The organism is Kitasatospora sp. NPDC058115, assembly GCF_042884635.1.
In the GTDB taxonomy this organism is placed as follows: domain Bacteria; phylum Actinomycetota; class Actinomycetes; order Streptomycetales; family Streptomycetaceae; genus Kitasatospora.
The window spans coordinates 193,642-216,218 of sequence record NZ_JBHVTL010000006.1 but is presented as its reverse complement, the minus strand read 5'-3'; the positions used below and the strand labels follow the sequence as shown (position 1 = coordinate 216,218).

Genomic DNA, 22,577 nt, shown 5'->3' with positions numbered 1-22,577 from the left:
CCAGACTTCCTGCCATGAGCCCACAGTCCACGGCCCTGCCGTCCCCCGTTCCGGCCGCACCGCCGCGCCGCGACCCGGACGGCAGCGATTTCGCCCAGCTCACCCGCCGCATAGCCGAGGAGGCGCTGCTCGACCGCCGCCCCGGCTACTACGCGATCCGCTTCGGCGTCACGCTGGCCGCGTTCGCGGGCGGCTGGTACGCCCTGTTCGCCCTGGGCGACAGCCCGCTGCAGCTCGCACTGGCCGCCGCCATGGCCGTTGTCTTCGGCCAACTGGGGCTGCTGGCCCATGATCTGGCGCACCGCCAGGTCTTCGCCGACCGGCGGCGCAGCGAGCTCGGCGGGCGGATCGTCGCCAATCTGCTGATGGGCATGAGCTACGGCTGGTGGATGAACAAGCACACCCGCCACCACGCCAATCCCAACCACGAGGGCCGGGACCCGGACGTCGCGCCCGACATCGTGGTCTGGTCCCAGCAGCAGGCCCGGCAGGCGCGCGGGGTCCCCCGGTTCATCGGGCGGCGGCTGGCGTTCCTGTTCGTCCCGCTGCTCCTCCTGGAGGGCCTCAACCTCAGCTACAACAGCTTCCGGGCGCTCCGCAGCCCCTCCCTGAAGCGCCGCCGCCTGGAGGGCGCCCTGCTGGTCCTGCACTTCGCGGCGTACTTCGGGACCGTCTTCGCCGCGCTGCCGGCCGGGCGGGCGGTCGCCTTCCTCGCGGTCCACCAGGCCCTGCTCGGCGTCTACCTGGGCTGCGTCTTCGCGCCGAACCACAAGGGCATGCTGATGGTGACGCCGGAGATGCGGCTGGACTTCCTCCGCCGGCAGGTGCTGACCTCGCGCAACGTCCGCGGCAACCCGGTCCTGGACACGCTGATGGGCGGCCTCAACTACCAGGTGGAGCACCACCTCTTCCCCAGCATGCCGACCCCGGCGCTCCCCCGGGCCGCCCGGATCACCCGCCGGTTCTGCGCGGAGAAGGGCATCCCGTACCACGAGACCGGGCTGCTCCGCTCCTACCGCGAGATCTTCGCCCACCTCCACCGCACCGGCGAGCCGCTGCGCGCGGACCACTGAGCGCGGACCACCGAGCGCCGACCACTGAGCGCGGGCCGCCGGGGCCACGCCCCGGCGGCATAGGGTCTGTCTCTTGGATTTTGTCGGATCAGGCCGCGGCGTCTGGGTGCGTGCATCGCAAGGCGGAGGAGGGAGCCACTGCGGTGGGGGCACCTCCCGGCCGCCAGGCTGGGGGCCATTGGCGACCGACGACAACGCGGCGAGGTGCGTGCCCAGACGCCGCGGACCCGGCAAGGATCCAAGAGACAGACCCTAGACGAGTTCGGCGGCGAGCAGGTCCATCAGGAGGTTGTCGTGCCAGCTGCCGTCGGAGCCGCGCTCGTACTGGCGCATCACGCCCACGGGGCGGAAGCCGACCTTCTCGTAGCAGCGGATCGCCGGGGCGTTGTCGGCCGCCGGGTCGATGACCAGCCGGTGGAAGCCGTGGTGGCCGATCAGGTGGCGGGCCAGGGTGCGGACGGCGTCGGTGCCGTAGCCGCGGCCGTGGCGGGCCGGGTCGAGGTAGATGTCCAGGCCCGCGTGCCGGTACTCGTCGTCGTCGTTGGCGTACCACTGGACGGCGCCGGCGATCCGGCCCTCGGCCTCGATGACGAAGGTCTCGGTGCCGGACTCGGCGAGATCGGTGGTGACGGCGTCGGTGAGGTCGTCACCACCGCGCCAGCGGGCGTAGACCTCGGGGGTGCGGCGGATGGCGACCAGCGCCGGGATGTCCTCGGTGGCGGCCGGGCGGAGCGTGACGTGCGAGCCGTGCAGAATCGTCCCCATACCAGCGGATGCTTCCACGGAACGCCCCGTTCGGCGAACCGTTTTCGGCTTTGCGCGCACCGCCTCCCACCAGGGATGATTCGCCGTCGTGATACGTCTGCTGATCTTCCTCCTCTTCGTGGCGGGCTACGTCGTCTACCGGATCGTCCGCCGCAGGCGGCATCTGAAGTGGGCCCGCGAAGGCTTCGATCCGGCGGCCTACGGGATGCCGCCGCGCGATCGCCTCGACGCCGGCCGGGCCGGGCCGCCGCCCCCGCTGGAGCGGCGGCAGCGCTCGCAGGCGATCGCCGACGCGGCCTGGGCCGGGGACTGGCGCCCGGCGGCCGCCTACGTCGCCGAGGCCGGCGACCACTGGGACGAGCGGTGGTCGCGGCTGGACCTGCTGGCGGCGATCGCCGCCGACGGCGACGGCTGGCTGGGCGCCTGGCGCTCCGCCGAGCCCGGCAACTGCGACGCCGCCACCCTGGAGGCGAAGCTGATGGTGCGCCGCGCCTGGGAGGTGCGCGGCTCCGGTTACCGGCACGAGGTCGGCGACGACGCGATCGAGGCGTTCCGCGAGCTGCTGCCCGCCGCGATCGAGGCGGCCCGCCGGGCGGCCCTGCTGGACCCGGCGAACCCGGGCCCGTGGGTGGTGATCGTGACGGCGGCGCGCGGGGCGCAGTTCACCCCGGAGCGGTTCCAGGAGGCCTGGGAGGAGCTGGTGAGGCGCGCCTGGTACCACTACGAGGGCCACTGGCAGGCCCTGCAGTACTGGTGCGGGAAGTGGTTCGGCTCCGACAAGCAGATGCTGGCCTTCGCGGAGCGGGCCATGGACGCGGCCCCGCCCGGGAGCCCGCTCGGCGGGATCTACCTGCACGCCCTCGCCGAGCTGGAGGAGCGCCGCAGCAGTGCCTCCACGATCGCGGCGGACCGGACCAGGTGGCGCGTCGAGAACCTCGCCGCCCAGCTGCGGCTGGTCCGGCCGGACGACGAGCGGATGCCGCCGCTGCGGCACCTGCTGGCGCACTTCGCCGGCGAGGTGGAGGCGTACGACGTCGCGCTGGAGCAGTTCCGGGCGATCGGGCCGTGGTGCGGGGCGCGGCCGTGGACCGCGCAGGACGACCCGGTGGCGGCGTTCGACGTGGCCCGCGCGCTGGCGGTGAAGCGGGCCGGGGCGCAGCCGCTGGCGGCCGAGCTGCGGCCGGCGAAGAACGCCGGGGCGGGACAGGGGCTGTAGGCCCGGGGAGGGGCGCTCCCCGCGTCGTGCCCCTCCCCCAGCCTCCGACGGCCGCCACCGGCCTCCGACGGCTCAGAAGGTCTCGACCGGCAGGCCGGCCCCGGCCCAGTCCTGGATGCCCTCGCGGTACTTGCGGACGTTGGTGTAGCCGAGCGCGGTCAGCCGGTCGGCGACCTGGCCGCTGTTGGGGCAGGCCTCGTTGGAGCAGTAGGTGACGATGGCGGCGTCGCGGTCCGGGAGCAGCCCGGGCGCGAGGCGGTCGACGTCGGCCCGGACGAGCTCGATCGCGCCGGGCAGGTGCTGCTGGGCGTAGTAGTCGCCGCCGAGGGTGTCCACGACGGTGACGGAGCCGGTCTCGATGGCGGCGGCCAGTTCGTCCCGGGTGATGAGTGCGGTCATGCTGCGGCCTCCTGGGGCTGCGCAAGGATTCGGACTATAGTCCGCTTATGACTCAGGACAGTACCGGACCGCAGTCCGCTTACGCAATGCCCACTCCGGCCCCGGACGGTCCCGTGCCGCTGGAGCTGCTGCGCACCCCGCCGCCCGTCGAACGCGCCGACGCCGCCCGCAACCGGGCCGCGGTGCTGGAGGCGGCGGCGCGGCTGTTCGCCGAACACGGGGTGGAGTCGGTCTCCATGGACCAGGTGGCCGCCGCGGCCGGCGTCGGCAAGGGCACCCTCTTCCGCCGCTTCGGCGACAAGGCCGGGCTCGGCGCGGCCCTGCTGGACGCGCGCGAGCGGGCGCTGCAGGACGCGGTCCTGCGCGGGCCGGCACCGCTCGGGCCGGGGGCTCCGGACGCCCCGGCCGGGAGCGGGGCACGGCTGGCGGCGTTCGTCACCGCCTATCTGGACTACCTGCTGGAACACCTGGACCTGGTCCGGATGTCCGAGACGGCCGGCCGGGGCTCGCGCTACCGCATCGGCGCCTACCGGTTCTGGCACCGGCACGTCACGCTGCTGCTCGGCGCGGGCGGGCCCGGCGGGGATCCCGAGCACGACGCGCACGCCCTGCTGGCGGCCCTGGCGGCCGAGCACGTGTCCGCCCTGCTCCCGGAGCTGGGCGAGGAACGGATCCGGGCGGGAGCACTGCGGCTCGCCGCCCGGCTGGTGTGAACGCCCGGCCGGTGCGGGCGCCCGGCGTCAGCTCTCCGGCCCGTACGCCCCGAAGCCGCGGCACACCAGGCCGTCGCGGAAGGTCAGCGCCTCCGCGACGGCCACCCCGCGCTCGTTGCGGTAGTCGATCACGATCGTGTCGACCGAGACCCGCACCGAGTCCAGGGTGAAGCGCAGTTCGGGCAGCAGCGCGAGCGCCTTGCTCCAGTACGCGCGCAGCGCCTCCTTGCCGCGCACCTCCCCCGACGGCTCCCCGAGGAAGGTGACGACCCGGGGCGAGACGAAGACGACGTCCTCGGTGTAGTGCGCGAGAACGCCCTCCAGGTCGCGGGCGTTCCACACCGCCACCCACTCCTCGGCGAACCGCCGTGCGAAAGCATGATCGATGGTCATGCCGCCATCCTGCCGCTACGGAGCCGGCTCGGGGAGCGCATCGGTGGAACGGAGCGGGGCGAGGACGAACGGCAGGTACTCGGGCTCGCAGCCGATCAGGACGGTGGCGTCGCCGTCCCGGCACTCGACGAGGTACCAGGAGCGCAGGACCGCACGCGGGTCGCCCGAGCTGCGGGGCCGGACGGCGACCACCTCCAGGGCGGCGACGGGGAGCGCGACGGGGAGCAGCTCGGCGGGCGCGTCCTCCCCCTGGGGCCGGTGGGTGCGGCTCAGCTGCAGCGAGGTGGGGGTCGCGTGCAGGAAGGCCCCGGCCGGGTCGCAGTAGGGCAGCTTGCCGAAGACCTTGGCCTCGAACCGCGCCGGCTCGCCGAAGTGGAACGAGGCGTGCATCCGGTCGACCTCGGGGTCACGGCCACGGCGCAGGGACAGCAGGTCGGCCACGGCGTCCGGCACCAGGTCGAGCAACAGTTCACCGATCATGCGGGTATTCGATCATGGAGTGGCGGGCCCCGGTGGCCGGTCCGGAAATCCCCCGCGAGAATTTTCCGGGTCGGCTGTCGAAACGGCCGCCGCCCGTTCGACGCAGGGGTGAGCGGCGGGGAGAGGCCCCGCCCGCACACCGACGAGGAGTGAGCCGTCATGCCGCGTTTCCTGTCACTGATCCGCATCAACGAGGAGCAGGCCTCCGAGTTCGCGTCCGACCCCGGCTTCGAGGAGCGGATGGGGGCGCTGTTCGAGGAGATCACCAAGGCCGGGGTGATGCTGGACACCGCCGGGCTGCTGCCCACCAAGGAGGGCACCCGGCTGCTCTGGGAGGGCGGGAAGGTGAACTGCACCGACGGCCCGTTCACCGAGACCAAGGAGGTCGTGGGCGGCTACGCCCTGCTCCAGTGCAAGGACAAGGCGGAGGCCGTCGAGTGGACCCGGCGCTTCCTGGAGACGCACCCGGCGCACTGGACCGTGGGCGCCGAGCTGCGGCAGATCGACGAGGCCGCCACGCCGCCGGAGGCGTGACCGCCGGGGCGGTGGTTTGCCGCCGCGGGCGGCGGCTGCTCTGATGGGTGATCGTGACGGAGCGCGACGCGGGGACGGCGGGGACGGCGCGGTCGGCGGGTGCCGCGGAGACGGCCAGGACGGTCGAGACCGTCTTCCGGATCGAGTCGGCGCGGATCATCGCGGGGGTCGCCCGGATCGTGCGCGACGTCGGCATCGCCGAGGAACTGGCGCAGGACGCGCTGGTCGCGGCCCTGGAGCAGTGGCCCGGGTCGGGCGTCCCGGACCGTCCGGGCGCCTGGCTCATGGCCACCGCCAAGCACCGCGCGGTCGACCTGGTCCGCCGCCGCGAGACGTATGCGCGCAAGCTCGCCGAGGTCGGGCGGACGCTGGAGGACGTCCCGCCGCCCGAGCCGTCCGGGCCGGACGACATCGACGACGACCTGCTGCGGCTGATCTTCACCGTCTGCCACCCGGTGCTGCCGGCGCAGTCCCGGATCGCACTCACCCTGCGGCTGCTCGGCGGGCTGACCACGGCGGAGATCGCCCGGGCCGTCCTCTCCGCCGAGCCGACCGTGGCCCAGCGGATCGTGCGCGCGAAACGGACCCTGGCGCAGGCCGGGATACCGTTCGAGGTCCCGTACGGTCAGGAGCGGGCGGCCCGGCTCTCCTCCGTGCTGGAGGTCATCTACCTGATCTTCAACGAGGGCTACGCCGCGACCGCCGGGGACGACCTGCTGCGGCCCGCGCTGTGCGAGGACGCGCTGCGCCTGGCCCGGGTGCTGGCCGCGCTGATGCCCGCGGAACCGGAGGCGCACGGGCTGGCGGCGCTGCTGGAGTTCCAGGCCTCCCGCACGGCCGCCCGCACCGGTCCGGGGGGCGAGCCCGTCCTGCTCGCCGACCAGGACCGCACCCGCTGGGACCGGCTGCTGATCAGGCGCGGGCTCGCCGCCCTGGGCCGGGCGGGCACCGGGCCGTACTCCGTGCAGGCCGCGATCGCCGCCTGTCACGCCCGGGCCGTGCGGTACGAGGACACCGACTGGGCGGCCATCGCCGCGCTCTACGGCCGGCTGATGGCGCTGACGCCCTCGCCGGTGGTGGAGCTCAACCGGGCCGTGGCGCTGTCGATGGCCGAGGGGCCGGCGGTGGCGCTGGAGGTGGTCGACGCACTGGCCGCGGAGCCGGCGCTGCGCGGCTACCACCTGCTGCCGAGCGTCCGGGGCGAACTGCTGGCCCGGCTGGGGCGGGGCGCCGAGGCGCGGGCGGAGTTCGAGCGGGCGGCGGCGCTCACCCGCAACGTCCGGGAGCGGGATCTGCTGCGCGCCAAGGCGGCGGAGGCGGCCGAGGCGGCAGCAGCCCGGACGGACGAGGGTCGGGATTCGGCGGGCTAGCGGCCCGGAGGGCTGAGGGTTCGAGGGAGCTGAGGGTTCGAGGGATTCGAGGGGTGGCAGGGTCGAGGGGGTTCCGGGGGTTCTGAGCGCTCGGGGCGCTCAGAGGGCGTCGTCGAGGCGCAGCCGGGCGCTGACCAGACCGAGGCCGTCGGCGAGCACGGTCAGCTGCTCCCGGCTGAGCACGTCGATGAGCAGTTCGCGGACCAGGGCGACGTGCCCGGGGGCCGCCTCGCGCAGCATCTCGCTGCCCTGATCGGTGAGTTCGGCGAAGACCCCGCGCACGTCGCTGGGACAGGAGCGGCGGCTGACCAGGCCCATCTTCTCCAGCTGGGTGACCTGGTAGGTCAGCCCGCTCTTGGAGGTGACCAGCTTGTCCGCCAGCTCGGTCATGCGCAGCGAGCCGGCCGGGGCGGCGGAGAGGTGGACGAGGATCTCGTACTGGGTGTGGGAAAGGCCCGATTCCTCCTTGAGCTGGCGTTCCAGGCGGCGGTTGAGGAGGTTGCTCGCGGTGACGAAACTCCGCCAGGCGGCCATCTCCTCCTCGTCGAGCCACCGGGGCTCGTACGAGGAGGCGGCGGAGGGGGGCGCCGAAGGTGCGGACGAGGTGGAGGGCATGGGGTGATCGTACTCCCATTGTTCAAATTCGAACAAAGGTGTACGGTCGAAGCAATGGTGTTCAAATTTGAACTACCCCACCCGCCGAGGCCCGCCACCGAGGGCCGGAGGAGAAGAGCCGCCATGAGCACCGCCGCACCCGAGCGCATGCCCGCCCTCTACCTGTCGCACGGCGCGCCGCCGCTCGCCGACGACCCCGTCTGGCCCAAGGAGCTGGCCGCCTGGTCCGCCGACCTGCCGCGCCCGAAGGCGATCCTGATGGTCTCCGCGCACTGGGAGGAGGCCCCGCTCGCGCTCGGCGCCGTCACCACCGTGCCGCTGGTCTACGACTTCTGGGGCTTCCCCGAGCACTACTACGGCGTCCAGTACGCCGCCCCCGGCGCACCGGAGCTCGCCGAGCGCGTGCGCAAACTGCTGCGCGCCCCCGGCACGCCGGTCCAGGACATCCCCGACCGTGGGCTCGACCACGGCGCCTACGTCCCGCTGGTGGAGATGTTCCCGGAGGCGGACGTGCCGGTCCTCCAGGTCTCCATGCCGACCCTGGACCCGCAGCGGCTGCTGGAGATCGGCCGCCGGCTCGCCCCGCTGCGCGACGAGGGCGTGCTGATCGTCGGCAGCGGCTTCTTCACCCACAACCTGCGGGCGCTCAGCCGCGACGGCCGGGTGACCTCGGTGATGGCCGAGTTCGACGACTGGGGGCGGCGCGCCCTGGCGGCCCAGGACCTCGACGCACTGCTCGACTTCGAGCAGAAGGCCCCGGCCGGCCGGCTCGCCCACCCGCGCACCGAGCACTTCGCCCCGCTGTTCGTCACGCTCGGCGCGGCGGAGCACGAGCTGGGCAGCCAGCGCTCGGTGATCGACGGGTTCTGGATGGGCCTGGCGAAGCGCTCGATCCAGATCGGCTGACGGCCGAGGGCCGGCGGCGACCGGCAGCCGTCGGGAGGGCGGCGTTCGGAGCGCCCGGCCGTTCAGAGCGCGCAGCAGGTGAAGCGCTCGCCGATGTGCTCCGGCTGCTCGATCTCGTCGACCAGCGCCACCGCGTAGTCCGGCACCGAGATCCGGCTCTCCCCCTCGGCGTCGGTGAGCAGTTGCTCCAGCCCGGTGCGGTAGCGGCCGGTGCGCGCCCCCGGGCCGATGTGGGCGGCCGGGCTGAGCACCGTCCAGCGCACGTCGGTGACCGTCCGGTAGTACGCCAGGGCGTCGCCGTGCGCGTGCATGATCTGCAGCACCGCCTCCGGCAGGCCCGGGGCGTCCCAGACCCGGGTCCCGGGCGCGGTCTCCAGGCTGCCCGCGCCGCCGACCGCGAGCAGCCGGGGCGCCTCGCCGCCGAGCCGGCGCAGCCCCTCCACCAGGCTCCTCGCGGCCGGTTCGATCAGCGCCAGGTGGCCCGGGCCGTCACCGCCGCCGACCGCGCTCACCAGGGCGTCCTGCCCGGCGGCGACCCGGGCCACGTCCGCCCGGTCCAGCACGTCCCCGGCCTCGACGGACACCTCCCCCGGGTGGCGCGCGGCGTCGAACCGGGCCGGGTCGCGGACGACCGCCGTCACCCGGTGGCCGCGCGCGGCGGCCTCCGTGACGACGGCGCTGCCGATGGTGCCGTTGGCGCCGAGCACGGCGATCCTGGCCATGGGGTACCTGCCTGTTCTCCGGGAACCGGGTGCGGACGGGGCCGGGTGGGGATCCGGAGCCAGCAGTAGCACCCGGGGCGGGCGGGGCCCTGGCGGACACGCGGGAGCGGATGAGACGGTGGCCCGATGACCGACCGACCGTTGAACGGTGATGACGTCCGGGCCGCGCTCGGCGAGCTGACGGCCGTGCTCGGCCCGGCGGCGGCCGGGGCCGCCGGCACCCGCTGGGACGCGCCCGCCGGACCGCTGGAGTGGAGCTGCCGGGAGACCGCCGCCCACATCGCCCACGACCTGCTCGCCTACGCCGGCCAGCTCGCCGCCCGGCCCGGTGACCGCTATCTGCCCATGGACCTGACCGTGCGCCCGGAGGCCGGGCCGGCCGAGGTGCTCACCGTGGTCACGGCCTGCGCGCACCTGCTGGCCACCGCCCTGGACGCGGCGCCGCCCGAGCTGCGGGCGTACCACTTCGGGCCGTGCGACCCGGCCGGGTTCGCCGCGATGGGCGTCACCGAGACCCTGCTGCACACCCATGACATCACCCTCGGGCTCGGCCTGGAGTGGCGGCCCGCGGAGCGGCTCACCGCGGCCGCGCTGGCCCGGCTCTTCCCCGACGCGCCGGCCGGCGACCCGGTGGACGTGCTGCTGTGGTGCACCGGCCGCGGGGAGCTCGACGGCCGCCCGCGCCGGACCTCGTGGCGCTGGCGGGCGGCCGTCGGGTAGCGGCCGGCGTCAGGAGGTGGCGAGCCGCTCGGCGGCGCTGCGCTCGACGCAGAACTCGTTGCCCTCGATGTCCAGGAGGGTCGCCCAGCCCTTGCCGTCCGGGGTGCGGTGGTCCTCGAACAGCGTCGCCCCCAGGCCGAGGAGGCGCTCCACCTCCTCGTCCCGGGTGCGGTCCTGCGGCTGGAGGTCCAGGTGGACCCGGTTCTTGGCGGTCTTGCCCTCGGGCACCCGGATGAGGAGCAGCGAGGCGCCGGCCGAGTCGACCAGCACCTCGTCGTCCCCCGGCCCGTCGTCCTCGCCCAGGGTGCCGTCCAGGGCCTTCGCCCAGAACTGCGCCAGGGCGTAGGGGTCGGCGCAGTCGATCGTCACGTGTCGCACGAGAGAAGTCATGACGATCACCCTGACCCCGATCGCCGCCCGGGTCCACCCGTTATCCGGCGTTCCCGGCGGGCGCGGCGTTCCCGGCGGGCCGGCTGTGCCAGTGGCCGTCGACCGGGTGGCGCGGCGGGGCGGCCGGGACGAGGGCCTCGAACGGGTAGCCGGCCTTCTCCGCCACCCGGCACGACGCCGCGTTGTCCCCCTCGTGGAAGAGGTCCAGCCGGAGCAACCCGTCGGCGGCGAAGGTCTCCGCCGCCCAGGCGGTGAGCGCCGCCAGCGCGCGCGGGGCCACGCCCCGGCCGCGCGCGGCGGCGGCCGTCCAGTAGCCCACCTCGGAGCCGGCGCTGCCCGGGGCGCCGCGCTTGAGCACGACCTGGCCGACCAGCGCACCTCCCTCCAGGACCGCGAAGGAGTACCGGCTGCCCTCCGCCCGGCTCCGGTCCTCGGCCGCCAGCCAGCGGGCGGCGTCGTCCGGGCCGGTCACCCGGTTGCGGACGTAGCGGCGCAGCACCGGGTCGCGGTGGACCTCGATCAGGGCGCTCGCGTCCTGCGCCCGGAAGGGTCTCAGCAGCAGTCCCCCGGCGGTCGGCGCGGCCGTCACCGCAGGCCCTCCCAGCCCCAGCGCGGGGTGGGCCCCGGCTCGCCGAGGTCGGTGCCGGCCGGGGAGGCGGAGACGTCCTCGGCGATCCTGGTGCCCCAGTCGAAGTACTCCAGGACGCGGGCCCGCAGCAGTGCGTCCTCGGGCAGTTCCGCGCGCACCGCCTCGGCCATCAGCTCCATCCAGCGCAGCCGCTGCTCCTCGGTGATCGCGAGGCCGAGATGGGCGCGGAGCAGCGCCCGGTGGCCGCCGAGGTCGGTGGTGAAGCGGTCCGGGCCGTCGAACACCTCGGCCAGCCAGACGGCGACGTGCTCGACGTGGGTGGGCGTGAACCGGGCGAAGACCGGCGCGAGCAGCGGATCGGCGAGCACGCCCCGGTAGAAGGTGTCGCTCAGCCGTCTCAGGGCGTCCAGGCCCCCGATCGCGTCGTACAGGCTGCCGGAGCGGTGGTCGGTCATCGGTGTCTCTCCCCCGTGGGCGGATCTCCTGCCACCTTTCCTAGCAGCGCGACGCCCGGCCCGCCCCCTCCGGACCCCCTGTTCGCGGCCGGCTCACCAACCGGATCCGGTGGCTCCGCTCCGGTGCGGTCCCGGGCCCGCGCCGTGGTGGGCGCCCCCGCCCGGGTGACACCCCCGATCGGGGGTGTGCAGGGAGCGGCGGGCGGAGGACAGTGGGGCCATGCAGATTCCACTCTCCGTGATGGACTTCCTCGACCGGGCCGAGCTGGTCTACGGCGACCGGGTCGGCATCGTCGACGAACCGGTGCAACCGGCCGAGCCCTGGACCGATCTGACGTACCGTCGGATCGCCCGGCTGGCGCGGGCGCAGGCGGCCGGGCTGGACCGCCTCGGCGTCGGCCCCGGTGAACGGGTCGCGATCGTCTCGCACAACTCGGCGCGGTTGCTGACCTCGCTGTTCGGCGTGAGCGGGCACGGCCGGGTGCTGGTGCCGGTGAACTTCCGGCTCAAGGCCGAGGAGGTGTCGTACATCGTCGAGCAGAGCGGCGCCTCGGTGCTGCTGGTCGACCCGGAGCTGGCCGAGCCGCTGGCCGGGGTGGTCGCCAAGCACACGTTCGTGATCGGGTCGGACAGCGATGCGCTGCTGTACGACTTCGGGACCGCGCCGCGCCGGTACGCGATCGACGAGAACGACACCGCGACCGTCAACTACACCAGCGGAACCACCGCCCGCCCCAAGGGCGTTCAGCTCACCCACCGCAACATCTGGCTGAACGCGACGCTGATGGCCCTGCACTTCGGGGCGAGCGACCGGGACGTCTACCTGCACACCCTGCCGATGTTCCACGCCAACGGCTGGGGCCTGCCGTTCTCGCTCACCGGGCTCGGCGCGCAGCACGTGGTGCTGCGGAAGGTGGACGGCGCCGAGATCCTGCGCCGGGTCGAGCGGCACGGGGTGACCTTCCTGTGCGGCGCGCCGGCGGTGGTGCAGATGGTGCTGGACGCGGCGGCCGAGTGGGACGGTCCGGTTCCCGGCCGGGACCGGGTGCGGATGGTGGTGGCGGGCGCGCCGCCGCCGACCTCGGTGGTGCAGCGGATGGAGTCCGAGCTCGGCTGGGAGTTCATGCAGATCTACGGGCTGACCGAGACCTCGCCGGTGGTGACGGTCAACCGCACCCGCGCCGAGTGGGACGAACTGCCCGCCGAGCAGCGGGCGGAGAAGCTGGTGCAGGCGGGCTCCCCGGCGATCGGCAACCAGGTGCGGGTGGACGAGCAGGGCGAGGTGCTGGTCCGCTCCAACGTCGTCCTGGACGGCTACTGGCAGCAGCCGGAGGCCACCGCCGAGGCGCTGCGGGACGGCTGGTTCCACACCGGCGACGGCGGCGTGCTGACCGACGGCTACCTCACCATCTCGGACCGGAAGAAGGACGTCATCATCAGCGGCGGGGAGAACGTCTCCTCGATCGAGGTGGAGGACTGCCTCTACGACCACCCGTCGGTGGCCGAGGTCGCGGTGATCGGCGTGCCGGACACCAAGTGGGGCGAGACGGTCAAGGCGCTGGTGGTGCTGAAGCCGGGCGCGGAGATCACCGAGGCCGACCTCATCGCGCACTGCAAGCAGCGGCTGGCCGGCTACAAGTCGCCCACCTCGGTGGAGTTCCGGGACGCGCTGCCGCGCACCACCACCGGGAAGCTGCAGAAGTTCCGGCTCCGCGAGCCGTACTGGTCGGGGCGCGAGCGCGGGGTCAACTGATCCGCGCGGCCCGGGGGTTCAGTCGAGCAGGCCGGACTCCCGGGCGGTGACGGCGAGTTCGGTGCGGTTGCGGACGCCGAGCTTGTGCATGGCGCTCTTCAGGTAGCCGGTCACCGTGTTGCAGGTCAGCCCGAGCTGGGCGGCGATCTCCGGGTTGGTCCGGCCGGTCGCCGCCCAGCGGAGCACCTCGTGCTCGCGCCGGGTGAGCGGGACGGCCGGGGGTCTTCGCGCGCCGCCGGCGCCCGTGGCCGGCGGCGGGGCCGCAGCCGGGACCGGGGCCCCGCGCCAGGCGGCGGCTCCGGCGAGGGCCCGGGTGGCGGCCTCGGCGAGCCTGGTCACGGCGGCGATCCGGACGTCCCCGAACGGGACCACCGCGCGCAGCGAGGCGTACACCACGCCGTGCACCGCGCCGTCGTGCAGCAGCGGCACGGTGAGCATCGCGTAGAGGTCCTCCGCGATGACGGCGGCGTCGTAGTGGTGCGAGATGGTGGTGTCGGCGCGGTAGTCGGGCGCCCAGCTGGGCGCCCGTTCGGCCAGCGCCCGGCCGCCGAGGCCGGTGCCGGCCGGCACCGGGAGGTCGTGCAGCAGGTCCGCCCTGGTGCCCGCCCAGTGCCGCAGCACCATGCCCTCCCCGCCGGCCCTGGCCACGCCCGGCTCGGGCACGCCGACCAGGCCGACGTCCGCGCCGCAGTCGGCGATCACCCGGCGGGCGAGGTCGCCGAGCACGGCGTCGCGGACCAGCTCGGCGGCCCGGGCGGCGAGGTCGTCCGGGGTCTCGGCGCTGCTCTTCGACGCGGTCGGGGCGGTCGTCATCGCGCGATTGTCACACGCGGTTCCGGTGGTGGGGAGGGGTCGCGAAGGTGTTCGGTGCGCGTGTCGCGCGCCGTCGTGCGGAGTTCCGGGCGGGCGCGGGCCGGACGGCGTAGGGTGCGGGCGCGAGGTTACCGGCGGGTCACCACCGAGACCTGTCGCACCTCGTCGTGGTTTCCGTTGTTTCCAAGGTTTCCAACCGTTGCGAAGGGGAGATCCATGGCCGATCCGAACGTTCCCGAAGGCTCGCCCGTCCTGGCCGGGCTGCTGGCCGACCTGCGGGACGAGAGCGCGGTGCTGGACGGGCTGGTCGCCGCACTGGAGCCGGAGCGCTGGGCACTGGACACGCCCGCGCCCGGCTGGACGGTGGCGCACCAGATCGCCCACCTGGCCTGGACGGACGGCTGGTCGGAGCTGGCCGCCCGCGATCCGGAGGCCTTCGTCGCGGAGTCCGGCCGGGTGTTCGGCGAGCTGGCGGCGGCCGGCGCGGACCCGGTGGAGGACGGCGCGGCGCGCGGGGCGGCCGAGGAGCCCGCCGCGCTGCTGGCCCGCTGGCGGACCGGACGGGACCGGCTCGCGGCCGCGCTCGCGGCGGCCCCGGCCGACGCCCGGCTGCCCTGGCTGGGCCCGCCGATGAAGGCCGCGTCGATGGCCACCGCCCGGCTGATGGAGACCTGGGCGCACGGGCAGGACGTGGCGGACGCGCTGGGCGTCCGCCGGGAGCCGACCGCCCGCCTGCGGCACGTCGCGCACCTGGGGGTGCGGACGATCGGGTTCGCGTTCACGGTGCACGGGCTGCCCGCCCCGCAGGCCCCGGTGCGGGTGGAACTGACCGCGCCGGACGGCGGGTCGTGGACGTGGGGGCCGGCCGACGCGGCGGACCGGGTGACCGGCCCGGCGCTGGACTTCTGCCTGCTGGTCACCCAGCGCCGGCACCGGGACGACCTCGCGCTGACCGCCGTCGGCGAGCTGGCGACGGCCTGGCTGCCGATCGCCCAGGCCTTCGCGGGCGCGCCCGGGGCGGGGCGGGAGGCCGGGTCGCCGCTCTAGCCCGGTCGCCGCTCCAGCCCGGTAGCCGCTCCGGCCGGGTCGTCGCCTCAGCCATGTCGTCGCTTTAGCGGATGATGCGCCGAATACGCCGGATCGCCCGGTAAACCACACGTTTCGGCGATGTACAGGGTTCGTCGGCGAATGGTGGACTTCGGGCATGAAGCGAACGAACCCGCTGCGCACCGCCCTCGCCGGGGCCGCCGCCCTGCTCGCCGTGGGCGCTCTCGCCGCCCCCGCCCAGGCCGCGTTCGCGCTGCCCGCCGGCCCGGCCGGGGTGTCCGCCCCGGCACAGGTCCGGGCGGGGACGCCGGCCGCGCACCAGGTGGTCACCTTCGTCGAGGAGTACCGGCGGGCGGTGCTCGGCGAGAGCAACGAGACCCCGCGCGCCGTCCGTGAGCGCTACCTCGCCCCGCACCTGGAGTTCCGCCTCGACGCCTGGGCGCAGGAGCACGACGCCGATCCGGTGTTCCGGGCCCAGAACGTCCCGGCGGACTGGTCGGCCCAGCAGGTGAAGGAGGAGTACGGCTTCGCCTCGGTCCGGCTCACCGAGTTCTGGGGCGGTGGCGGCAGCCAGGAGGTCTGGTACACCGTCCGCCTGAGCGATCTGCGGATCGTCGAGCTGAACGACCAGCCCGCCTTCTGACCGGGCCCGCCGACGGGCCCGGTCCGCACGGACCCCGGCGCGGCGCAGGCACCCCCCACGACTGCGCCGCGCCGGTCGTCACTTCCCCCCGTCCCGCAGGAGCAGCAGCCCGGCGCCCCGCTCCAGGGCGCCCGCCGTCCAGGCCGGGAACACCTCGGAGACCAGCCACTCGACCTCCTCGGCCGCGTCCTCGTCGCCGCCCGGCAGGAGTTCGGGCTCCCGGTGGATCCGGCCGGTGTCGAACCCCGCGAGTTCGGCCCGGACGCGGTCGAGTCCGGGACCGGCCGTGAAGGAGGGGAAGGGCCAGGGGTCGTCGTCCGGCGCCCCGGATCCCCACGGGAAGGGCCAGGGCCGCGCCCAGAGGCCGGCGAGGGCCGGCAGCCCCCAGGCCTCGAAGGTGTCCGCCAGCTCGTGCCAGCCCCGGCCGGGCAGCACCGCCGCGCCGAGGGCGTCACCGGCGCCGGGCAGCAGGAGTTCCAGCAGCCAGGTGTAGCCGGCGGGACGGCGGCGGTCGAGCCGGCCGGCGGCGAGTTCCCGCAGGGCGGGCTCCACCTCGGCCGCCTCGGTGGCCCGCAGCAGGCGGCCGGCGTCCGCGAGCGGGCCGATCCGGTCGAGGGCGGCCCGGACGAAGTCCTCGTCACCGGAACCGACCGTGCGAAGCAGGGCGTCGCCGTCGACCGCGAACGCCGAGAGGTACTGTTCGGACATCGCGCCATTATGGCGGTGTCGTCATCTCCCGTGACACCCGGGGTCGTTGGGGCGTACCCCGTGGATCGGTCCGGACGAGGCGCCCAGGCGGAGTCCGTGCGGTGGGGACGCCTCCACGCCGCCGGGCCGGGGGCGTGCGTGCCCTTGGCGTCGCGGCCCCGGGCCGAGCCGCAAGGCACGCCCCGGGGCCCGCCGTCCCACCCCCGCCGTCCGCCCGGAGGACGGACCGGGCGGCGTCCGGGTGCGTGCATCGCACGGCGGAGGCGGGGGCACCCGCCGGCCGCCGGCCGGGGGCGCGTTGTTCGGCGGGCGGGAGTGTGAAGACGGGCCCTACGAGAGGACCGGCTTGCTCCAGGGGGCGACACCGAGGGCGCGGGTGGTGCCGAGGTCGAGGTGGGCCGGGACGGTCAGCCGGGGGCGGCCGGGGATCGGGGCGATGTCGAGGAAGCGGCCGTCGTCGGGGCCCCGGTCGCCCGCGGTCACCGTGTTGCGCCAGAGCAGCTGGGACTCGGCGTACTCCTGGGGCTGGAGGATCAGCGGCACGGGGGTGGCGTCGAAGTCGTCCAGGGTGGCGATGCCGGCCGAGCCGCGCTTGACGGTGACGGCGAGCGGGGCGCGTTCGGCGTCGAGGACGCGGACGGCGGGGTGGCCCTTGAGGGCGTAGGGGCGGGTGCCGCAGTTGGTCAGCCGGACCGGCATCACCCGCAGTCCCGTCGCGGCGTTGGCCTCGCCGACGGTCAGCGCGACGCCCTCGGGGGAACAGACGGGCGCGGGGGCGGCGGAGGCGGTGGGGGCCTCGGGGGCGGACGTCACCGGGAGGGGCGCCTCACCGATGGTGCGCGCCGGTCCGGGCGCTCCCCCGCCCGCCCCGGTCGCCGGGGTGCTGCCGCAGCCGGCCGCCGCCAGTGCCCCGGCCACGAGCAGCAGCCCGGCCCGCAGCGGTCGCGGCGCCCGGCGGGCCCCGTCCGGAGCGGCGGTCTGCGGCGACGGCGTCCAGTCCATGGGGACGATCATGGCACGGACCGTTCCCTGCGCCCCCTCACAGCCCGATCCGCAACGGGGTGAGCCGGGTGGCGACCAGGTTGGTGGCACCGCGGTCCCGTTCGACGTGCCCGTGCACCAGCAGCCCGGCCCGGTCGAGGGCGGTGCGGCGCTGGGACTCCCAGACCGGCCGGCTGCAGATCACATTGATCAGCCCGGTCTCGTCCTCCAGGCTGAGGAAGAGCACCCCGCCCGCCGTCGGCGGCCGCTGCCGGTGGGTGACCAGGCCGCCGACCACCACCGCCGTCCCCGGTGGCACGTCCGGGAGTTCGGCCGCCGAGAGGGCGCCGCCGCGCTCCAGGTGGGCGCGCAGGTGCTGGAGCGGGTGGCTGGTCGCGGAGGTCCCGGTGGCCCAGAGGTCGGCGATGGTCTCCTCGACCGGGGTCATCGCGGGCAGCTCCGGCGCCCCGGTGCCCGGCGTGGTGCCCGGGATGAGGTCCGCCGAGACGCCCGCGAACGCGCCGGCCGCCCAGAGCGCCTGCCGCCGCCCGAGCCCGAAGCAGCCGAACGCGCCCGCCGCGGCCAGGGCCTCCAGGCCCGGCGCGGGCAGACCGGTGCGGCGGGCGAAGTCCTCCAGGTCCGCGTACGGCTGCCCGGCCGCGATCGCCTCGGCCTGCGCGGCACCGATGCCGCGCACGGTGTCCAGGCCGAGTCGGATCGCGGGCTGCGGCTTCCCGGCGGTGAGCGGCGGCGCGGGCGTCGGCCCCCGGTACGGCTCCAGGGTGGGCCCGGCGCCGCTGGCGTTGACGTCCACCCCGCGCACCCGCACGCCGTGCCGCCGGGCGTCCGAGATCAGGCTGAGCGGTGCGTAGAAGCCCATCGGCTGGTTGGCCAGCAGGGCGCAGGTGAAGGCCGCCGGGTAGTGGTGCTTGAGCCAGGCGCTGGCGTACACCAGGTAGGCGAAGCTGATCGCGTGGCTCTCCGGGAAGCCGTAGTTGGAGAAGGCCTCGATCTTGGTGTAGACGTCCTGCGCCACCTCCTCCGGGATGCCGCGCTCGGCCATGCCGCCGAGCAGCCGCTCGCGCAGCCGGGCGACCCGCTCGTGCGAGCGCTTGGCGCCCATCGCCTGGCGCAGCCGGTCCGCCTCGACGGGGGTGAACCCGGCGCAGTCGATGGCGAGTTGCATCATCTGCTCCTGGAACAGCGGCACCCCGAGGGTCTTGCCCAGCGCGTTCTCCATCAGCGGGTGCGGGCAGCCGGCCGGTTCCACCCCGGCGCGGCGGCGCAGGTACGGGTGGACGGAGCCGCCCTGGATCGGCCCGGGCCGGATCAGCGCGACCTCCACCACCAGGTCGTAGAAGTGGTCCGGCTTGAGCCGGGGCAGAGTGGCCATCTGGGCGCGCGACTCGACCTGGAAGACGCCGACGGTGTCGGCCCGCCGCAGCATCGCGTACACGCCCGGGTCGTCGTCCGGGATGGTCGCGAGGTCGTAGTGCTCGCCGTGGTGCCGGGCGACCAGGTCGCAGGTGTCGTGCAGGGCGGCGAGCATGCCGAGGCCGAGCAGGTCGATCTTGACCAGTCCGGCGCCGGCCACCGACTCCTTGTCCCACTGCAGCACGGAGCGCCCCGGCATCCGCGCCCACTCGGTCGGGCAGATCTCCGCGATCGGCTCCCGGGTGAGCACCATGCCGCCCGAGTGGATGCCCAGGTGGCGCGGCAGGCCGTGGAGCTGTCCGGCGAGCGCGAGCACGTCGGCGGGGACGACGGCGTCCGCGCCGGGCGGCGAGCGGAAGTCGGCCTGCCGGCTGAACGCGTCCACCTGCCCCTGCGGGTAGCCGAGGACCCTGGCGGCGTCGCGCAGCGCCAGCCGGGGCCGGTAGGTGATCACATTGGCGACCTGCGCGGCGTGCTCGCGCCCGTAGCGGCGGTAGACGTACTGGATGACCTCCTCGCGGCGGCGGTTCTCGATGTCCAGGTCGATGTCCGGCGGCCCGTCGCGGGCGGTGGAGAGGAAGCGTTCGAAGAGCAGCTTGTAGTGCACCGGGTCGACGGCGGTGATCCCGAGGGCGTAGCAGACCGCCGAGTTGGCCGCCGAGCCGCGCCCCTGGCACCAGATGGACTCCCGGCGGCAGAAGTCGACGATGTCGTGAACGATCAGGAAGTAGCCGGCCAGGTCGAGCGTCTCGATGACGTCCAGCTCCCGGGCGAGCTGACGGCGGGCCGGGCCGTTGCCGGGTCCGAACCGGGCCGGGCCGCCCTCGGCGACCAGGGCGCGAAGGTGGCTGATCTCGGTGTGGCCGGGCGGGACGGGGTAGCCGGGCAGCTCCGGGTCCAGGGTGGCGAAGTCGAAGGCGCAGGCCCGGGCGAGGTCCACGGTGGCCTCCCGCACGCCCGGGAAGCGGGCCAGCCGGGCCGCCATCTCGTGGCCGGAGCGCAGGTGGGCGGTGCCGGCGGCCCGGGTCCAGCCGGCCGCCTCGGCGAGGGTGCGCCGGTCGTGCAGGGCGGCCAGGCTCTGGGCGAGCCGGCCCTCGGCGGGGCTCGCGTGGTGGGCGTTGGTGGAGGCGACGGTGGTCAGGCGCAGCCGGGCGGCGAGCGCGGCGAGGGCGTCGTTGCGCGGGTCGTCGCCGGGGAGCCACTGGTGGACCAGCTCGACGTGGACGTTCTGGTGGCCGAACGCCTCGGTGAGGGTGCGCAGTCGGTGTTCGGGGTCGGCCGGGCCGCTTCCGGCGGCGGCCAGGGCGGCGGGGACCCGGCCTAGGCGGCAGCCGGTGAGCACCGCCCAGTGGCCGCCGTGCGCGTCGGCGAGGTCGGCGAAGTCGTAGACCGGGTTCCCCTTGGCCCCGCCCGCGAGTTGGGCCGCGCCGATGACGGCGGAGAGCCGGCGGTAGCCCTCCGGGTCGCGGGCCAGCACCAGCAGGTGCTCGACGCCACCCTTCTCCTGACGGAGCGTCAATTCCGCCCCGAAGACGGTGGCCACGCCCGTTCCCCGGGCCGCCTCGGCGAACCGGACCGCGCCGTAGAGGCCGTCGTGGTCGGTGAGGGCGAGGGCCTCGACGTCCAGCCGGGCGGCCTCGGCAACCAGCGCCTCGGGGTCGCTGGCGCCGTCGAGGAAGCTGAAGGCGGAGTGGACGTGCAGTTCGGCCCAGGCCGGTCCGGCGGGCGGCGGCCCGGCGGGCCGTCCGGCGGGGGCCCCGGCGCGGTCGCCGGGCGCGCGCGGGTGCAGCGGAACGACGACGTCGCCGCCGTCGCCGGTCAGCCGGCGGTGCAACTCGCTCCAGGGGAGGGAGGGGTGGCTGGTGAATCCCATCGGGGGTGGCGCCTTCGGTCTCTCGCTGGTCTCCTGCCCCCCTCGGACGGCCCGGCCGTCAGTCGTACCCGGCCTCCACGAACCAGGCACCCCCCTCCACCGTGAGCAGCAGCGCCCGCCCGTCCGCCACCGTCACCTGGAACCGGGCCCGGCGGCGGGCGCGCGCCTGGTCCCACCAGTACTCGACGGCCGGCCAGGGGCCGGTCCAGCCGTCCACCGCCAGTTCCCGCCCGCGCACCGCCACGGTGGCCGGCCGGGCCGACACCCCCGCCCGGCCGTCCACCGTCACCGGCCGCCCGTCGCCGTCCAGCACCGCCGCCGGCACCGGGACGCGGTGCACCACGGCCGGCCAGACGTCCCGCAGCCCGCCGAGCCGCCCCGGCCAGGGCGCGTCGGCCGGGGCCGCCGGGTCGTACGGCTCGCCCCACGGCACCCGGACCGCCTGGTCCTCCGGCCCCCGGCCGCCGGCCGGCTCGATCCGGCGCAGCCCGGCGTGGCCGAGCACCGCCTGCACCCGGGCCACCGCGCGTTCCACCCGGTCGTCCGCCACCGCCTGCCCCCAGAGGGCGAGTTGGCGGCCCTGGTCGGGGGTGAGGTCGTCGGGGAGCAGACGCAGCGCGGTGAACCCGCCCCGCTCCGGCTCGTGCGGGCCCCCGGCTCCGGTCCCGCGGCCGAAGGTGCCGGCGCTCTGCCAGGCCTGGAGCTGCCAGCGGACGCGTTCGGCGAGCGCCGTCGCCGAGAGCCGGCCCTCGTGCCGCCAGAGCCGGGCGACCGTCCGGCCGTCGGCGCACTCCACCTCGACGGCGACCCGCTGACAGGTCAGCCCCGCCCCGGCGAGCCGCTGGTGCAGCCGCTCGGCCAGGGTGCGGGCGACGAACACCAGCGGTTCGGCGAGCGGCTCGGGCGGGTCGAAGCGCTGTTCGACGGAGAGGTCCGGCCCCTCGGTGCGCGGCACCAGCGGGCGCGGCTGCAGACCGCGGGCCAGCCGGTGCGCCACCGTGCCGGCCGGGCCGAAGCGGTCGGCCACCGACTCGGCGGGCAGCGCGGCGAACGCCCCGACCGTGGGCAGGCCCAGCCGGTCCAGCAGGTCGGCCAGTGCGGCGTCGCCGAGCGCGGCCACCGGGTAGGGGGCGAGGAACTCCGCCGTGCGCCCGGCGGGGACGAGCACCCCGGCGCGGGCGGCGAGCACGGCGGCGAACAGGCCGTCGGCCACGCCGACCTGGCCGACGGGCACCGGCGCGGCGGTGACGGGCGCGGACCCGGGGGCGGGGGCCGGCGGGTAGGCGGGCGGGCGGGCGAAGCCGCCCCGGGCGCCGTCCCGGGCGGCGGGCGCGGCGGCGAGCAGTTCGTCCACCCCGGTGGTCCGCCGCTCCCCGGCCCGCCCGGCGCCGGCGGGGCGCAGCGGGACGACCTCGGCCTGCTCCGCGTCCCCCCGCTCGGCGGCGGCGCGGCTCCCGGCCGGTTCCACGTCCGCCGGGTGCGCGTCCGCCGGGTGCGCGTCCGACGGGTGCGCCCGGGCGGCGACGGCCGCCGCCGAGGCCGCCAGGGCGGCCGTGACCGCCCCCTGGACCTTCGCCGCCAGGGCCTCCTCCCCGCCGAAGTAGCGGGCCGGTCCCTTCACCGGGATCGCGCACAGCCCCGGGCGCAGCACCTCCACCCGGGGGGTGAACGCCTCCACCGCCGCGACCACCGGCTCGAACCGCCGGGCCTCCGCCTCCGGGTCGCGGTCACGCAGCTCCAGCGCCGGGCAGAGCCGCTGGGCCAGCTTGAGCCGCTGCCCCTGCCGTACCCCGGCCGCCCGGGCCGCCGCCGAGCAGGCCAGCACCCGGCCGCCCTCGACCACCGCCACCGGGACGTCCGGGCCGCCGTCCTCCGCCGGGCGTTCGACGGCCGCCACCGGCCAGTCCGGACACCACACCACCAGCACCCGGGGGGTGACCACGCCACCCGCCCCGGTGGTCCCGGCCACCTCGCCACCGGTCATC

24 protein-coding genes are annotated in these 22,577 nt (G+C 75.6%); 10 read left to right on the top strand and 14 right to left on the bottom strand.

Annotation, left to right across the window (positions count from 1 at the left end):
- The first annotated feature begins 14 nt into the window (after positions 1–14).
- Positions 15–1,073: a fatty acid desaturase family protein gene (locus tag ACFVVL_RS08800; protein WP_387672623.1), complete on the top strand. Its 1,059-nt coding sequence runs from the start codon at positions 15–17 to the stop codon at positions 1,071–1,073.
- A 252-nt stretch (positions 1,074–1,325) separates the two neighbouring features.
- Here the strand turns inward: ACFVVL_RS08800 and ACFVVL_RS08795 are convergent, their stop codons facing one another.
- Positions 1,326–1,838, bottom strand: a complete 513-nt coding sequence (locus ACFVVL_RS08795; RefSeq protein ID WP_380295709.1) for a GNAT family N-acetyltransferase — start codon at positions 1,836–1,838, stop codon at positions 1,326–1,328.
- Between the two features lie 88 nt (positions 1,839–1,926).
- On the opposite strand from ACFVVL_RS08795, the gene ACFVVL_RS08790 reads away from it, so the two are divergent.
- Entirely contained in the window at positions 1,927–3,054 is a 1,128-nt protein-coding gene (locus ACFVVL_RS08790) for a hypothetical protein (RefSeq protein WP_387672620.1), read from the top strand.
- Positions 3,055–3,126: 72 nt separating this feature from the next.
- Here ACFVVL_RS08790 and ACFVVL_RS08785 read toward each other — a convergent pair whose 3' ends face one another.
- Positions 3,127–3,453, bottom strand: coding sequence for a rhodanese-like domain-containing protein (locus ACFVVL_RS08785; protein ID WP_387672617.1), 327 nt, complete (start codon positions 3,451–3,453; stop codon positions 3,127–3,129).
- An 86-nt stretch (positions 3,454–3,539) separates the two neighbouring features.
- On the opposite strand from ACFVVL_RS08785, the gene ACFVVL_RS08780 reads away from it, so the two are divergent.
- On the top strand, positions 3,540–4,166 hold the full coding sequence (locus ACFVVL_RS08780) for a TetR/AcrR family transcriptional regulator (protein ID WP_380295714.1): 627 nt from the start codon (positions 3,540–3,542) through the stop codon (positions 4,164–4,166).
- A gap of 27 nt (positions 4,167–4,193) precedes the next feature.
- Here the strand turns inward: ACFVVL_RS08780 and ACFVVL_RS08775 are convergent, their stop codons facing one another.
- The gene (locus ACFVVL_RS08775; RefSeq protein WP_387672614.1) at positions 4,194–4,559 is read right to left on the bottom strand and encodes a nuclear transport factor 2 family protein; all 366 of its coding nucleotides are present in this window, start codon (positions 4,557–4,559) and stop codon (positions 4,194–4,196) included.
- 15 nt (positions 4,560–4,574) lie between these two features.
- Entirely contained in the window at positions 4,575–5,039 is a 465-nt protein-coding gene (locus ACFVVL_RS08770) for a hypothetical protein (protein ID WP_380295718.1), read from the bottom strand.
- A gap of 159 nt (positions 5,040–5,198) precedes the next feature.
- On the opposite strand from ACFVVL_RS08770, the gene ACFVVL_RS08765 reads away from it, so the two are divergent.
- Together ACFVVL_RS08765 and ACFVVL_RS08760 are read left to right on the top strand one after the other, a co-directional pair.
- Positions 5,199–5,573: a YciI family protein gene (locus tag ACFVVL_RS08765; RefSeq protein WP_380295720.1), complete on the top strand. Its 375-nt coding sequence runs from the start codon at positions 5,199–5,201 to the stop codon at positions 5,571–5,573.
- A gap of 53 nt (positions 5,574–5,626) precedes the next feature.
- On the top strand, positions 5,627–6,943 hold the full coding sequence (locus ACFVVL_RS08760; RefSeq protein WP_380295722.1) for an RNA polymerase sigma factor: 1,317 nt from the start codon (positions 5,627–5,629) through the stop codon (positions 6,941–6,943).
- A 99-nt stretch (positions 6,944–7,042) separates the two neighbouring features.
- Here the strand turns inward: ACFVVL_RS08760 and ACFVVL_RS08755 are convergent, their stop codons facing one another.
- Positions 7,043–7,558 carry a MarR family winged helix-turn-helix transcriptional regulator gene (locus ACFVVL_RS08755; RefSeq protein WP_380295724.1) on the bottom strand — a complete coding sequence of 172 codons (516 nt, stop codon included), beginning with the start codon at positions 7,556–7,558 and terminating at the stop codon, positions 7,043–7,045.
- Positions 7,559–7,681: 123 nt separating this feature from the next.
- Here ACFVVL_RS08755 and ACFVVL_RS08750 point away from each other — a divergent pair, with 123 nt between their 5' ends.
- Positions 7,682–8,464, top strand: a complete 783-nt coding sequence (locus ACFVVL_RS08750; RefSeq protein ID WP_380295726.1) for a dioxygenase — start codon at positions 7,682–7,684, stop codon at positions 8,462–8,464.
- Positions 8,465–8,526: 62 nt separating this feature from the next.
- Here the strand turns inward: ACFVVL_RS08750 and ACFVVL_RS08745 are convergent, their stop codons facing one another.
- On the bottom strand, positions 8,527–9,186 hold the full coding sequence (locus ACFVVL_RS08745) for an NAD(P)-dependent oxidoreductase (protein ID WP_387672608.1): 660 nt from the start codon (positions 9,184–9,186) through the stop codon (positions 8,527–8,529).
- A 126-nt stretch (positions 9,187–9,312) separates the two neighbouring features.
- On the opposite strand from ACFVVL_RS08745, the gene ACFVVL_RS08740 reads away from it, so the two are divergent.
- Positions 9,313–9,906: a maleylpyruvate isomerase N-terminal domain-containing protein gene (locus ACFVVL_RS08740; protein WP_387672605.1), complete on the top strand. Its 594-nt coding sequence runs from the start codon at positions 9,313–9,315 to the stop codon at positions 9,904–9,906.
- Positions 9,907–9,915: 9 nt separating this feature from the next.
- On the opposite strand, the gene ACFVVL_RS08735 is transcribed toward ACFVVL_RS08740, so the two are convergent.
- Genes ACFVVL_RS08735 through ACFVVL_RS08725 form a run of 3 tightly spaced genes read right to left on the bottom strand, consistent with a single transcriptional unit; the run spans position 9,916 to position 11,340 of the window.
- Positions 9,916–10,296, bottom strand: coding sequence for a VOC family protein (locus ACFVVL_RS08735; RefSeq protein WP_387672602.1), 381 nt, complete (start codon positions 10,294–10,296; stop codon positions 9,916–9,918).
- A gap of 40 nt (positions 10,297–10,336) precedes the next feature.
- On the bottom strand, positions 10,337–10,885 hold the full coding sequence (locus ACFVVL_RS08730) for a GNAT family N-acetyltransferase (RefSeq protein WP_387672599.1): 549 nt from the start codon (positions 10,883–10,885) through the stop codon (positions 10,337–10,339).
- Positions 10,882–11,340 carry a group II truncated hemoglobin gene (locus tag ACFVVL_RS08725; RefSeq protein ID WP_380295734.1) on the bottom strand — a complete coding sequence of 153 codons (459 nt, stop codon included), beginning with the start codon at positions 11,338–11,340 and terminating at the stop codon, positions 10,882–10,884. The genes ACFVVL_RS08730 and ACFVVL_RS08725 overlap by 4 nt, the downstream gene beginning before the upstream one ends.
- 220 nt (positions 11,341–11,560) lie before the next feature.
- On the opposite strand from ACFVVL_RS08725, the gene ACFVVL_RS08720 reads away from it, so the two are divergent.
- Positions 11,561–13,093, top strand: coding sequence for an AMP-binding protein (locus tag ACFVVL_RS08720; protein ID WP_380295736.1), 1,533 nt, complete (start codon positions 11,561–11,563; stop codon positions 13,091–13,093).
- A gap of 18 nt (positions 13,094–13,111) precedes the next feature.
- Here the strand turns inward: ACFVVL_RS08720 and ACFVVL_RS08715 are convergent, their stop codons facing one another.
- Positions 13,112–13,906, bottom strand: coding sequence for a LuxR C-terminal-related transcriptional regulator (locus tag ACFVVL_RS08715; RefSeq protein ID WP_387672595.1), 795 nt, complete (start codon positions 13,904–13,906; stop codon positions 13,112–13,114).
- Between the two features lie 216 nt (positions 13,907–14,122).
- Between ACFVVL_RS08715 and ACFVVL_RS08710 the strand changes: the two genes are divergently transcribed.
- Positions 14,123–14,953, top strand: a complete 831-nt coding sequence (locus ACFVVL_RS08710) for a TIGR03084 family metal-binding protein (RefSeq protein WP_387672592.1) — start codon at positions 14,123–14,125, stop codon at positions 14,951–14,953.
- 157 nt (positions 14,954–15,110) lie between these two features.
- Positions 15,111–15,596 carry a hypothetical protein gene (locus tag ACFVVL_RS08705; RefSeq protein ID WP_380295742.1) on the top strand — a complete coding sequence of 162 codons (486 nt, stop codon included), beginning with the start codon at positions 15,111–15,113 and terminating at the stop codon, positions 15,594–15,596.
- 78 nt (positions 15,597–15,674) lie between these two features.
- On the opposite strand, the gene ACFVVL_RS08700 is transcribed toward ACFVVL_RS08705, so the two are convergent.
- The 4 genes from ACFVVL_RS08700 to ACFVVL_RS08685 all read right to left on the bottom strand — a co-directional run bounded on the left by ACFVVL_RS08700 (position 15,675) and on the right by ACFVVL_RS08685 (position 22,576).
- Positions 15,675–16,304: a hypothetical protein gene (locus ACFVVL_RS08700; protein ID WP_387672589.1), complete on the bottom strand. Its 630-nt coding sequence runs from the start codon at positions 16,302–16,304 to the stop codon at positions 15,675–15,677.
- 330 nt (positions 16,305–16,634) lie between these two features.
- Entirely contained in the window at positions 16,635–17,318 is a 684-nt protein-coding gene (locus ACFVVL_RS08695; RefSeq protein ID WP_387672586.1) for a DUF4232 domain-containing protein, read from the bottom strand.
- Positions 17,319–17,343: 25 nt separating this feature from the next.
- Positions 17,344–20,592 (bottom strand): error-prone DNA polymerase, encoded by a 3,249-nt coding sequence (locus tag ACFVVL_RS08690; protein ID WP_387672583.1) that lies wholly within the window; start codon positions 20,590–20,592, stop codon positions 17,344–17,346.
- A 58-nt stretch (positions 20,593–20,650) separates the two neighbouring features.
- Complete coding sequence (locus ACFVVL_RS08685; protein WP_387672580.1) at positions 20,651–22,576, bottom strand: hypothetical protein; 1,926 nt, start codon at positions 22,574–22,576, stop codon at positions 20,651–20,653.
- Between the last annotated feature and the right edge of the window lies 1 nt (position 22,577).